Source organism: Corynebacterium ihumii, from assembly GCF_028609825.1.
Taxonomy (GTDB): domain Bacteria; phylum Actinomycetota; class Actinomycetes; order Mycobacteriales; family Mycobacteriaceae; genus Corynebacterium; species Corynebacterium afermentans.
Genome location: NZ_CP063190.1, coordinates 1,749,043 through 1,761,298 on the forward strand (window position 1 = coordinate 1,749,043; position 12,256 = coordinate 1,761,298).

The following is a 12,256-nucleotide window of genomic DNA, read 5'->3' on the forward strand; positions in this document are numbered from 1 at the left end:
ACCGTGTGGGGCACCTTCGGTCAAGTCCCGTGTAGTGGTGTAGCCGTTTGTGCTTTCGGCTCGGTATGAAGTTGGGGGGTTGTTAGGCGGTTAGCTGGTGGTGGTCACCATGATCATCTCCTGTGTGGGGGTTGGGTTGGTGCATGAGGTGTTTGGTGTGCTCGAGTGCAGATAGTGACATGTAGCGTTTTTGTTGGATCCAATCGTCGTGTTGCTCGGCAAGGACGGCGCCGACAAGCCGGATGATCGATTCGCGGTTCGGGAAGATACCCACGACGTCGGTGCGCCGGCGGATCTCCCGGTTTAACCGCTCGGTGGGGTTGTTTGACCACACCTTCGTCCAGACCGGTTTCGGCGCTGCGGTAAACGCCAGCACCTCATCGAGTGATTCCTCCAGATACGCCGCAACCTGGGGGAACTTCGGCTCCAACAGGTCAACGACTTCGCGGGCTTGTCCCCAGGTGGATTGGGCGTCGGGTTGCTGGAAGATCGTCTGGAACATCGCCGAGACCATCGGCCACTGGGTTTTCGGCACCTTTTCGTAAAGGTTTTTCGCGAAATGGGTGCGACACCGCTGCCAGGACGCGTCAGGCAGCACTTCAGATATCGCGTGCTGGATGCCCTCATGAGCATCACTGGTGATAAGGAAGACACCGCGAAGCCCGCGGGCTTTTAAGTCTTGGAAGAAGCCTTTCCACGACGCGTTGGATTCCGCAGTGGCAACGTGCATGCCGAGCATTTCGCGGTACCCGTCGGCGTTGACACCGGTGGCAAGCAGCACGGAGCATTTGACCACCCGGCCGCCTTCGCGCACTTTGATCGTCAACGCGTCGCACGACAGGTAGGAGTACCCGCCGGGATCCAGTGGGCGGTTTCTGAAGTCTGCGACCATCTCGTCGAGTTCTTCCGACATGCGCGAGACTTGCGATTTCGACAGGTGAGAAATCCCAAGGGTTGCCACCAGATCGTTCATTCGGCGGGTGGAGACCCCTTTGAGGTAGCATGTGGCAATCACAGTCGATAGTGCCCGTTCGGCTCGTGAGCGGCGCTCTAGCAGCCAGTCCGGGAAGAACGCGCCGTGGCGCAGCTTCGGCACCGCGACATCGATGGTGCCGACTCGGGTGTCGAGGTCGCGGTGGCGGTACCCGTTGCGGTGGTTGACCCGCTCGGTGGAAGCAACGCCGTATTCGGCGCCGCAGACGGTGTCGGCCTGGGCGGAGAGGATCTGGTTGATAAACCCTTGCAGCATCTGGCGCATCAGATCCGGGGAGGCTTGAGCGAGCAGATCATCCAGATAGGTTGTCGGGTCGATAGAATGCGGTGCAGCGGTCATCGTCATGTGCCTTTCGGTGAGATGTGGTAGTTGAGTCGAAAGGTTACTGACGATGGCCGCCCCTGTATTTCCCAGGGCCCACCATCAGCAAGCGTTACACCACACTAAGGGACGCAACCGCACCTTCACGTGCTCTGGCAGCGACATCGCGCTGGATGCGCATGGAGGTCCTGGCCACCTCATCTTCGCTGAGCAGGGTTTGCATGCCGGTGATCAGTGCGTCGCCGCTGTTTCTGAAGTCATGCAGTTTGCCTTGGTATCCCCAAAGCACGCCCTTGTCACAGCAGACGTTACGAAACCGTACCAAGGTGTCGAGTTTACGTAGAGCACGCGAATGCTCCCAAGTGAGGAACAGGTCATAGTCACCCGTGTCGAGAAGGTCGAGCGCGCGGTTAAATTCAGGCCGATCGTGGGCAGCATAGCGGGAGGCTGATGCTGTCTCACGCAGGATTTTCTTCACCTGCCAGCCTTCTCGCTCTGCCCACGCTGTCAGTTCATCTACCTGTTGGGTGATGGACTTCGACGTGTTATCAGCGTCCTTAGACACGCGGGCGTAAATCAAAGCAGTTGGTGGGGTTCGCACACTCCTCACTATACGCCTATTGGCTGCGCACAATGACTCCAGACACCGCCGACAAATGGGATAGGCCCGTGTCGATATACGTCTGTTGTTCGGCGGCGGGTTGCAGGGAGACGTCGCCAAGCACCATGCCCGGAATGAGGCCGCGCGCACCTTCGCCCACCTGCGCCTCCACCGCTGCGGCGAACGTGGAGCGCACGTGGTGCGCGAACGCCGCCAAGCCCTCAGGCGGGCCGAGGACTTCGACGTGGCCGTCGAGCACGAAAGGGTTCACACCCGGCACGCCGGACTCCTTGGACACGCCGCGGCACACCACGTGCGCGCCGGCGACTGCCCCGTCGGGCAGCTCGTCGGCGAACACCGGCGTCGTCGACGGCTTGCCCGGCACTCGCACACGCACCAGGTAGGCGCCTGTGTCCGTCTGCTTCGGGGTGCCGCTGATCGTGCCCACGACCTCGGAGGCGGGGGCGCTTGCGCGTGTGCGCACCGCAGCTGTGAGCGCCCCCGCCGCGCCGAGGCCTGCGGTGAGCACAGCCTGGCCCGGCTCGCGCGCGGCCAGACAAAATACGGTGAGGACCCCAGCGACGAGAAGCGCCGCCCACACCCCGAAGAGGATGCAGCACGCCGCCGCGGCCCACACCGCCAGCGCCGCCGGCACCAGCCGCAGCTCCGACACCGCTTACAACCCCACCATGTCGCGCATGGCTTCGAACTTCGCAGGCCCGATGCCGCGGACATCCGTGAGCTGCTCCACCGCGGTAAACGGCCCGTTGGCCTCCCGGTGGGCCACGATCGACGCCGCGGTCGCCTCCCCCACCCCGGGAAGCGCGGTTAGCTCGGAGGCGGAGGCGGAGTTCAGCGACACGGTGCCGGACTCTGCAGGCGCCGCTCCCGTTGCGCCGCCGGCCGGGGGTGTGGCGCCGATGGCTTGGACGTGGATCTGCTGGCCGTCCACAAGCAGTTGTGCCTGGTTGTGCGCCAACAAATCGGCGTGTGGCAGCGGCTGCGCGATCTGGAGGGCATCGGCGATGCGGGAGCCCTCGTTCAGCGTCATCAGCCCCGGGTTGGCCACCTCCCCCACCACCGCCACGACGACGACCTCGCTGACCTCGGTCGGCGACGCCACCTGCTCCCACGAAACTTCATCACCCTCCCCGCCCCCGCCGCGCAGCGCCGCCCATGCCCCCACCGCAACGAGCAGCGCGACCACCGCCGCGGCGGCCGGCTTCACCGGCACGGACACCCGCGGCGCGGGATAGCGCACGGCAAGCAGGTCCTCTTCCCCGGTGGGCCGGGTGAGCTCCTGGAGACGGTCGATGGCGTTCATGCCCGGCACGCTAAGCCCGGCAGCCACGCGCCGGAAGCCCCCAACCGAAAACCTGTGGATAACGTTGTTGCAACGTCACCGATTAGGGCGGGTTATCCACACCTACTGGGCAGATTCCCGAGAAGAAAAGACAACCGACAGGCCGATGGCGCCGGGTCCGGTGTGGACCGCGAGGACGTCGACAAGCGGCTCGCACATCACCCGCGAGCCTTCCGGCAGCTGGGCCTCAAGCGATGACGCCAGCTGGTCAGCGGCCTCCTCGGCGTCCGCGTGCTGGATCGCCGCGAACACCGGCTGGCCGCCAGCGCGCTCCACCACCAGCTCCGTGAGCTTGGCAAACGCCTTCGACTGGGTGCGGGTTTTGCCGGCGAGTTCCAGCTTGCCGTCGTGGATGCGCAAAATCGGCTTGTTGGCCAGAAGCGCCGCGGAAAGCACGGCGGTGCCGGTGGGCAGGCGGCCGGACTTGCGCAGGTCGTCGAGCTGGTGCAGGTACACCCACGTCTCGGAGCGGGCGAGTGTGGACTTTGCCATCTCCTCACACGCGGCCAGATCCCCACCCTCCTGCGCCACGGTGGCGGCGGCCATGGCGGCCGCGCCGATAGTCATCCCGGCGGCGTCCGTCTCCACCACTTTCACCGTGCCGGGAAACACCGCAGACGCGGCCACCGCCGCCGACCACGTGGACGACAGCGACTTAGACAGGTGCAGGGCGATCACGCCGTCATCGCCGCCACGCTCCAGCTGGCGCGCGTAGCAGGCCGCAAGCTCCAGAGAGGACACCCCAGAGGTGCCCTTGTCCTCACCGCTGCCGATGACGTGCATGTCGGCGACGGTGATGTCCAGCTCACGGACGACCTCAGCGGGCAGCCCCGCCGAAGAATCCACCACGACGCGCACCGCCATCTAGTTCAGCCCCCGGTTCCAAGCTTCGAGGTACCAGCGGGTCTGCGTCGGCTCGTCCAGGCGCGGCATTGCCACGAGCCGCGCCGTGTTCGCGTTGCCCAAGCCCTTGATCGCCGGGTACTGCGCCACCACGAAGCCCAGCAGCGACGCGGTCAGCGCGGCGATGGTGCCGCCGTGGGAAACCAGCAGCACAGCGGAGTTGTCCCACTCGTCGTAGTCGCGCATCAGCTCGTCCACCACGGCCTGCGCGCGTGCAGCGACCTCGAGGCGGCTTTCGCCGCGCGGGGGCGCCCATGTCGCGTCCGTGCGCCACACCGCACGTGCGCCTTCGTGTTCGGTGTCCACTTCGGTGTGGGTTTTGCCTTGCCAGTCGCCCAGGTGCGTCTCGCGCAGACGCTTATCGACGTCTACAGCCAACCCCAAATCCGCCGCCACCACGTCAGCAGTGTTTTTCGCGCGCACAAGGTCGGAAGAGATGATCTTCGAGATGCCCAGGTCGCGCAGCTCTTGGGCCGCGGCGTGCGCCTGGCTGACGCCGCGCTCGGACAGGGTCGTGTCCAGCTGCCCCTGCATGCGAGAGGTGGCGTTGTAGTCCGTTTCGCCGTGGCGCAGCAGGATTAAACGACGTTGCATGGCCTAGAACTCGTCGTCGGCGGCTGCCGGGCCCTCGCCCGCCAGCGGCAGATCCTCGATGTTCTGTGCCTCGCGCATCTCGGCTTCGTTGCCGAAGGTGGCGGGGCGTTCGTAGGGCTCCAGGCCCTCGACCTCGATGGCTGGGCAGTCCGCGTACAGGCGGTCCAGGCCGTAGAACTCGCGCTCGGCGTCGCGCTGGATGTGCACGACGAAGTTGCCGTAGTCCAAAAGCACCCAGCGGTTTTCGCGGTTGCCCTCGCGGCGCTTCGGCTCCACGCCTGCGTCCGTCAGGTCGCCTTCGACCTCTTGGACGATGGCGGCGACCTGGCGCTCGTTGTCGGCGGAGACGATCACGAACACGTCCGTGATGGCCATAACGTTGGACACGTCGATGACAGCGATGTTCTTGCCAAGTTTCTCGTCGGCCGCCTTCGCGGCAATCTTGGCCCGGTCGATGGAGATCTGCGGAGCGGTCAAGTGGGAACCCTTCGTTGGTTGGACAGACGCCGCCATTGTCCCACGACACGGCCTAAGAGTGCTACTTAGGCGTACAGGGCGTTTTTTGCGATGTACTGCACCACCCCGTCCGGCACCAGGTACCACACGGGCCGCCCCTCGGCGGCACGCGCGCGGCAGTCTGTGGACGAGATCGCCATCGCCGGAATTTCCACCAGGTGCACGCGCTTTTGGATGTCCGTCGGCAGCATGTCTTCGCGCAGGTCGTAGCCCGGGCGGGTCACGCCGACGAACTCGGCGAGCTGGAACATCTCCTCCCAGTCGTGCCAGGACATGATGGAGGCCAGCGCGTCGGCGCCGGTGATGAAGTACAACGCTTCGTCCGGGAACTGCTGGCGCAGATCCCGCAGGGTGTCGATGGTGTAGGTCGGACCGTCTCGGTCAATGTCCACCCTGGAGACGGAAAAGCGCGGGTTGGAGGCGGTGGCGATCACCGTCATCAGGTAGCGGTCCTCCGCCGGGCTGATGGTCTTACCCGCCTTCTGCCAGGGTTGGCCGGTGGGCACGAAGATGACTTCGTCCAGGTTGAACCGGTCCGCCACCTCGCTCGCGGCAACTAGGTGGCCGTGGTGGATGGGGTCGAACGTGCCGCCCATCACCCCGATGCGCCGCGCCTCGTCCAGGGAGGCGGCGTAGTGCTCAGTCATGCGCGTCTACCTCGCGGGCGGCAGCATCTGGATGTCCACGGACTCGATGAACAGCAAACCGCCGCCGAGCACCAGCGCGAGCAGCGCGCCAACTACGCCGACGATGGCGCCGATGCGCAGCTCATCAGTGGTGTCGTCCGCCCACTTGCTGGCGCTGCTGCTGGAGCCGCCGGCGACCTTCTTCTCCTCGCACACCTGTTTTCCGTCCTTGTCGGTGACGGGAATCGGGTTGCCGTCTGCGTCGATGATCGGGTTGCCCTTCTCATCCACCTTCATCTTGCAGGTTTTTTCTACCGTCACGCGCTCCTCGGTGTCGCGCGTGATGGTTTCCGCGCCCGCCGGCACGGCGGTAAGCGCAACGGCGCAGGCGGTCGCGGCGGCAGCGGAACGGATACGACGTCTCATTAGCGGTACCGTACCTGATCCACGAACCGGCCGAACGAGTCGGAGACCTGATTGTCCCAGCGGGAGTGCCAGCGGAAGTAGCGGGCGTGGTTGCCGCCGGTGGGGCGCGAGGCTTCCAGGGTCTGGCGCGACAGGTCGCACACGGCGTCCAGCGGCAGGCAGTAGTTCACGCGGTTGCGGGTCGCGGCCGCGGTCTTGGTGTTAAACGGCAGCGCGCCGAGGATGCCGCCTGCGCCGCCGCGCACGCCCACGGTGGACCAGTCGCCTCGGGCAGTGTTCGGGTTGCCGAAGTAGACCACGCCGGCGAGCTGGCCGCGGCGGGCCAGTTCACGCTCGTGCTCGAGCAGGATCATCGCGCCCTGCGAGTAGCCGGACAGGATGTACTTCGGGCGGCAGCCGGTGGTGCGCTCGTAGTCATTGACCATCTGCATCACACCACCGCGGCCGATCTTCACCGAGTCCAGGAACTGGTTCGCGGCGGTGCGCGCCATCATGAACATCGGGCTGGCCCACTGGAAGGCGAGACCGAGCGCCTGCAAAAACGTCGACGGCACGGCGACCTCGGGCACGTCGTACTCCGGGAATGTTGCCGGGTAGTAGCGCGGCTCCAGGCCGATGACTTCGACGTCCTTCATCAGGGAATTACCGCCGTGGGTGGCCACGTAGCGGCGCTCCGCATGCTGCAGGAAGGCACGGATGGTCTCCGCCTCCCAGCCGTTGGAGGTCCAGGCCGCCCCGCCCGAGTAGCGCGTGGGGTAGATCTGGTTGTTTTGGCCGGAGCCGCGGGCGGCGATGACCGCGACGGCCGGGCAGCGGGTTTGCGCGTCGGCCTCCAGAACGGGCGCGACGGGGGAAACGGTGGCTGTCACGGCGGTGGCGACAGCGGTGGCGAACAGGCCGATACGGGCCCGCCAGGAGGAACGGGATTTTTTCACGCGGATAGACTAGCGCACCTGGCCTGCACCTTCCAGGATCCATTTGGTGGTGGTCAGCTCCGGCAGCGCCATCGGCCCGCGGGCGTGCAGTTTCTGGGTGGAGATGCCGATTTCGGCCCCCATGCCGTACTGCTCCCCGTCCGTGAAGGCGGTCGATGCGTTGAGTACGACTGCTGCGGCGTCGACGGCGTCAGCGAATCGTCGTAAAGCATTGGCGTCTTGGGCCGCAATTGCCTCGGTGTGGCCGCTGGAGTAGCGCACGATGTGGGCGATCGCGCCTTCGACGCCGTCCACGACGGCGCTTGCGATGTCCATGCTGAGGTACTCCTCGGCGAAATCAGCCTCCGTTGCAGGCACAACATCCGCACTGAACGCGGCGTGCTTCTCGACGTCTCCGTGCACCTCAACCCCCGCCGCCTGCAACGCAGCGATGACCGCGCGTTTGTCCTCGTCTGCGAGGTGGGCGTCTATCAGCACCGTTTCCTTGGCGTTGCACACGCTGACCCGGCGCGTCTTGCCGTTGATGAGCATCGCGATGGCCTTGTCCAGGTCCGCAGACGAGCACCTCGTCTTTTGCCGGTGTGGGCAGCGCCGCGATCACCGGCGCTACCTCTTTCGCGCGGCGCGCCTTCGTGAGCACCTCCTCGCGCTCGGCCTGTCTTTGCTGGTCAGTCTGCATGCTAGTACCCCGCGTCGACGTCCACTTCAGTGGCCATCTTCTCGCCCGCGGCGTACAGCTCCCAGTTCTTCGCGGCCAGCCCGCCGATGCGGCGCTCCATAAACCGCGGGATGTTGGCTACGTGTGGGGTGATCACGCAGTTGTCCAGGCCCCACAGATCGTGGTCGGCGGGCAGCGGCTCGGGCTCGGTGACATCCAGGCCGGCGCCGCGCAGGTGGCCGTCGGCAAGTGCCTGCGTGAGCGCCTGCGTATCGACGAGCGGCCCGCGCCCCACATTGACCACCACCGCGCTATCAGGCATTTTCCCGATGGTCTCCGCGTTGACCATGTGGCGGGTTTCCTCGGTGAGCGGGGCGATGAGGACGAAGTAGTCGTGGTTGGCCCAGACATCGTCGGAAAGCGTCACGGTATGGTCTGCGCCCTCGACGGGGTTGCCGGAGCGGTTCACCGCAGTGATCTCCATGCCGAAGGGCTCAAGGAACCGGATCAGCGTTTTGCCGATGCCGCCTGCACCGATGATCGCGAGCTTCTTGTTGTCGAAGAGGTACTGCTTCTCCTTGAACAGCTGCGTATTGTTCCACTCGCGGTCCACGGCCTTCATGCGGTGCTCCACCGCGAGCAGCAGCGCGAGGGTGGACTCGGCGACGGTGTCGTCGTACAGCCCGCCGGCGTTGGCGAAACGCACGCCGTTTGCCGCGTGCTTGGCAAAGACATCCTGCAGGTTCTCCACGCCCGCGTACTGGATCTGCACGACCTTGACGGAATCGGGCAGCTGGTCCGGGAAGTCGCCCGGGCCGCCGCCGAAGAGGATCATGTCCGGGTTGTCCTCGAGGGCCACATGCTGGTGGCCCTCCGCCTCCAGCGCGGCAATCGGCTCGTCTTTGGGCTTGGGCAAAAACGTGAACTTCATGCCCGCCCAGACTAGCTACTACAGGCGCGAGGCGTAGTTGGACAGGTAATCCGCGTGCACCACGGCCCTGCGCTGGTGGGTGGGCAGCTCGTCGGAGTGGCGACCACACATCGCGGCAAGCTCCGCGGCGTCGTAGGCGACCTCGCCGCGGCCCACGGCTTCAGAATCCGGGCCCAGGATTTCCACGATGTCGCCGGCGTGGAATTCGCCCTCGATGCCGGTGATGCCCACCGCGAGCAGGCTGGTGCCGCCGCGGGTGGCGAGGCGCGCGGCCGAGACCTTCGCCGCCATGCCGCCGGTGCCGAAGACGCCCCCGTCGCCGGCTTCGACGTCGGTGAGGTCGTTGCCGGAACGGACTTCGTCGAGAAGCTTCGCCCCTGGATCGGCGGGGTTTTTGTTGTAGAGGCCGTCCACGTCCGACAGCAGCACGAGCGCGTCCGCGGACACCAGGGTGGCCACGATGGCGGAGAGGCGGTCGTTGTCGCCGAAGCGCATCTCGGAGGTGGCCACGGTGTCGTTCTCGTTGACGATCGGCACCGCGCCCATCTGCCGCAGCCGGTCGATCGTGCGCTGCGCGTTGCGGGCGCGCTCGCGGGACCCAGCATCGCTCTGCGTGAGCAGCACCTGGCCAACCGTCCTGCCGTAGCGCGCAAAGGAGGCGCCCCACACCTGCGCGAGGTGGATCTGCCCCACCGACGCGGCCGCCTGCTTGGTGGCCAGATCGCGCGGGCGCGCCTTTAACCCCAGCGGCCCCATGCCCGCCGCGATCGCACCCGAGGACACCACGACCACTTCGGAACCGCGCGCGATGCGGTGTTCGATAGCGTCCACGATGCGGTCGATCTTCGCCGGATCCAGCTCGCCTGAGGCGTTGACCAGGGAACTTGTGCCCAGCTTGACCACAATGCGGCGGGTGGCGGCGATCTCTTCGCGGAGGGAAGTCATGCGTTTGGAGTCTACGCGGCCCTAGCCCTGCCAGCGCTCGCGGTCGGCTTCTTCGCCGGTGCCGTAGTCGTACTCGTCGATCAGGCCGCGGCGGGCCTGGGACGCACGCTTGCGCTCGGCGGCGGACGTGCGGTCCGTGCCGCCCAGGCGGGCGTCCTGGCCGCGGCCGGCCAGCGTCGGGTCGCCGCCGATTGTCGGCTCCCAGTCGAACGAAATCTCGCCGATGGTGACCGTGTCGCCCTCGTGGGCGCCGGCCTTGCGCAGCATGTCCTCCACGCCTGCCTTGTTCAGGCGGTCCGACAGGTAGCCGACGGCCTCGTCGTTTTCGAAGTCCGTCTGGCGCACCCAGCGCTCCACCTTTTCGCCGGTGACCAGCCAGCCTTCCGGGTACATGGGGTCGCGCACGACCTCCACGCCGCCGTCCTCGCCGCGTCGGCTGAGGGCTTTGGGGCGGATGACCTGTGGTTCGTCGATAGGCATGGTGCGACGCTTTTTGCGGGTGCGCTTGACGATGTCCCACATTGCCCACTTCAGCTCGTCCAGCCCCTCTCGGGTGGCGGTGGAGATCATGTACACCGGCCAGCCGAACTTCTCCTCGATGTCCGCACGGAGAAACTCGGCGAGCTCCTTGGCCTCCGGGATGTCCATCTTGTTCAGCACCACGAGGCGAGGGCGCTCGCGCAGGTCACCCAGGCCGGAGTCCATGTCGAGGGCGTCGGCGTAGGTGTCCAGCTCGTGTTCGAGGGCCTCGATATCGGAGATCGGGTCGCGGCCCGGTTCCATCGTGGCCACGTCCACGATGTGCGCCAGCACCGCGGTGCGCTCAATGTGTCGCAAAAAGTCCAGGCCGAGTCCCTTGCCCTCGCTTGCGCCCGGGATCAGGCCGGGCACGTCCGCGATGGTGAAGGTGTCGTGGCCGACGTTGACCACACCCAGGTTCGGCGCGAGCGTGGTAAACGGGTAGTCCGCGATCTTCGGCTTTGCGGCGGACAGCACAGAAATAAGCGAGGATTTGCCTGCCGACGGAAACCCGACCAGGCCCACATCCGCCATCGACTTCAGCTCCAGGATCAGGTCGTGCGCCTCGCCTGGTTCGCCTTTCAGCGAGAAACCGGGGGCTTTGCGCTTCGCCGTCGCCAAGGCTGCGTTGCCCAAGCCTCCGAAGCCGCCCTCCGCGGCGATGAAGCGGGTGCCCGGCACGGTCAGGTCCGCGAGCACGTCGCCGTCCTCGCTGCGCACCACCGTGCCCACCGGCACCTGCAGCACGAGGTCCTCGCCGCGCGCGCCGTTGCGACAATCGCCCGCGCCGTTCGCGCCGCGTTGCGCCTTGATGTGCGGGCGGTACTGGAAGTCCAGCAGCGTGTGCACCTGGGTGGATACCTCGAGGATGATGTCGCCGCCGTGGCCGCCGTTGCCTCCGTCCGGACCGCCGAGCGGCTTGAACTTTTCGCGGTGGACGGACGTGCAGCCGTGGCCGCCGTCGCCTGCTTGCAGGTGCAGGGTTGCGCGATCAACGAATTGGGCCATGGTGGTTTGCCGCCTTTCTTTAGGACACGGACGATGATAAGCAAAAAGCGCCGTCGGCCCGAATGGACCGGCGGCGCCTACGCTTCGCGGTTACGCGGTGGCGGTTGCCTCGTCGGCGGTGCCTTCGTCGACAACGCCTGCTGCCTCAGCCTGCTCGAGGACCTCGGAAGCAACACCCTGGCCGTCGGCCGGGACGATGTTGACGATGCGGCGCTTGCGCTTGATGCCGAACTGGACGGAGCCTGCGGTCAGTGCGAACAGCGTGTCGTCGCCGCCGCGGCCGACGTTGTCGCCCGGGTGGAACTTGGTGCCGCGCTGACGGACGAGGATCTCGCCGGCCTTGACCTGCTGGCCACCGAAGCGCTTCACACCGAGGCGCTTGGACTCAGAGTCACGACCGTTCGAGGAGCTGGATGCACCCTTCTTGGTTGCCATTGTTCAATTTCTCCTAGTGGTTACTTAATGCCGGTGATCTTGACGGTGGTCTGCGGCTGGCGGTGGCCCTGGCGGACCTTGTAGCCGGTCTTGTTCTTGTACTTCAGAATGTTGACCTTCTTGCCCTTGCCGTGCTCGACGATCTCTGCGGTCACGTTGACCTTGGACAGTGCGTCGGCACCGGAGGTGACGTCTGCGCCATCTACGAGAAGGATCGGGGTGAGTTCGACCTTGTCGCCTGCTTCACCCTCAAGCTTCTCGACCTTGACGAGGTCGCCCTCGGCAACCTTGTACTGCTTGCCGCCGGTCTTGACGATCGCGTACATAGAGGGTTACCCCTTATCTCTACTCGCCCGCCCCCTGCATGCTCGGGGGCGGAAATGGAACAGTTTGAGCGCTTCGGGGCCTATTGTGGCCTGCCGTGCCCGCATGCGTAGGCAACGAGGCGGCACGCCCCGAAACAGCGACTCGGCAAGACTAC

General features: G+C 66.0%; 15 protein-coding genes and 1 pseudogene. All 16 read right to left on the reverse strand.

The window, feature by feature from the left end; all coding sequences use genetic code 11:
- Positions 1-82: 82 nt before the first annotated feature.
- Positions 83-1,333 (reverse strand): IS256 family transposase, encoded by a 1,251-nt coding sequence (locus CIHUM_RS08470; protein ID WP_187370376.1) that lies wholly within the window; start codon positions 1,331-1,333, stop codon positions 83-85.
- Between the two features lie 94 nt (positions 1,334-1,427).
- Positions 1,428-1,916 (reverse strand): recombinase family protein, encoded by a 489-nt coding sequence (locus CIHUM_RS08475; RefSeq protein ID WP_158293365.1) that lies wholly within the window; start codon positions 1,914-1,916, stop codon positions 1,428-1,430.
- A gap of 16 nt (positions 1,917-1,932) precedes the next feature.
- On the reverse strand, positions 1,933-2,589 hold the full coding sequence (locus tag CIHUM_RS08480; protein ID WP_034999136.1) for a hypothetical protein: 657 nt from the start codon (positions 2,587-2,589) through the stop codon (positions 1,933-1,935).
- 3 nt (positions 2,590-2,592) lie between these two features.
- Positions 2,593-3,240: a ComEA family DNA-binding protein gene (locus CIHUM_RS08485; RefSeq protein WP_034998228.1), complete on the reverse strand. Its 648-nt coding sequence runs from the start codon at positions 3,238-3,240 to the stop codon at positions 2,593-2,595.
- Positions 3,241-3,342: 102 nt separating this feature from the next.
- A complete protein-coding gene (locus CIHUM_RS08490; RefSeq protein ID WP_034998226.1) occupies positions 3,343-4,143 on the reverse strand; it encodes a DegV family protein in 801 nt (266 codons plus the stop codon).
- On the reverse strand, positions 4,144-4,776 hold the full coding sequence (locus tag CIHUM_RS08495) for a histidine phosphatase family protein (RefSeq protein ID WP_034998225.1): 633 nt from the start codon (positions 4,774-4,776) through the stop codon (positions 4,144-4,146). It lies immediately after the preceding gene.
- A gap of 3 nt (positions 4,777-4,779) precedes the next feature.
- A complete protein-coding gene (gene rsfS, locus CIHUM_RS08500) occupies positions 4,780-5,253 on the reverse strand; it encodes a ribosome silencing factor (RefSeq protein ID WP_034998223.1) in 474 nt (157 codons plus the stop codon).
- A gap of 65 nt (positions 5,254-5,318) precedes the next feature.
- Positions 5,319-5,939 (reverse strand): nicotinate-nucleotide adenylyltransferase, encoded by a 621-nt coding sequence (gene nadD / locus CIHUM_RS08505; RefSeq protein ID WP_051106322.1) that lies wholly within the window; start codon positions 5,937-5,939, stop codon positions 5,319-5,321.
- Positions 5,940-5,945: 6 nt separating this feature from the next.
- On the reverse strand, positions 5,946-6,344 hold the full coding sequence (locus CIHUM_RS08510; protein WP_034998222.1) for a hypothetical protein: 399 nt from the start codon (positions 6,342-6,344) through the stop codon (positions 5,946-5,948).
- Positions 6,344-7,279 carry a cutinase family protein gene (locus CIHUM_RS08515; protein ID WP_101494230.1) on the reverse strand — a complete coding sequence of 312 codons (936 nt, stop codon included), beginning with the start codon at positions 7,277-7,279 and terminating at the stop codon, positions 6,344-6,346. The genes CIHUM_RS08510 and CIHUM_RS08515 overlap by 1 nt, the downstream gene beginning before the upstream one ends.
- Positions 7,280-7,288: 9 nt before the next feature.
- A pseudogene (locus CIHUM_RS08520) lies at positions 7,289-7,840 on the reverse strand (aldehyde dehydrogenase family protein); the annotation flags it as partial.
- Positions 7,841-7,959: 119 nt separating this feature from the next.
- Complete coding sequence (locus CIHUM_RS08525; protein WP_034998220.1) at positions 7,960-8,868, reverse strand: D-isomer specific 2-hydroxyacid dehydrogenase family protein; 909 nt, start codon at positions 8,866-8,868, stop codon at positions 7,960-7,962.
- 18 nt (positions 8,869-8,886) lie between these two features.
- Positions 8,887-9,813: a glutamate 5-kinase gene (proB, locus tag CIHUM_RS08530; RefSeq protein ID WP_034998218.1), complete on the reverse strand. Its 927-nt coding sequence runs from the start codon at positions 9,811-9,813 to the stop codon at positions 8,887-8,889.
- Positions 9,814-9,834: 21 nt separating this feature from the next.
- A complete protein-coding gene (gene obgE / locus CIHUM_RS08535) occupies positions 9,835-11,340 on the reverse strand; it encodes a GTPase ObgE (RefSeq protein WP_034998212.1) in 1,506 nt (501 codons plus the stop codon).
- A gap of 90 nt (positions 11,341-11,430) precedes the next feature.
- Positions 11,431-11,775, reverse strand: a complete 345-nt coding sequence (gene rpmA, locus CIHUM_RS08540; RefSeq protein WP_034998211.1) for a 50S ribosomal protein L27 — start codon at positions 11,773-11,775, stop codon at positions 11,431-11,433.
- 20 nt (positions 11,776-11,795) lie between these two features.
- Complete coding sequence (rplU, locus tag CIHUM_RS08545) at positions 11,796-12,101, reverse strand: 50S ribosomal protein L21 (RefSeq protein WP_034998209.1); 306 nt, start codon at positions 12,099-12,101, stop codon at positions 11,796-11,798.
- Positions 12,102-12,256 lie beyond the last annotated feature (155 nt).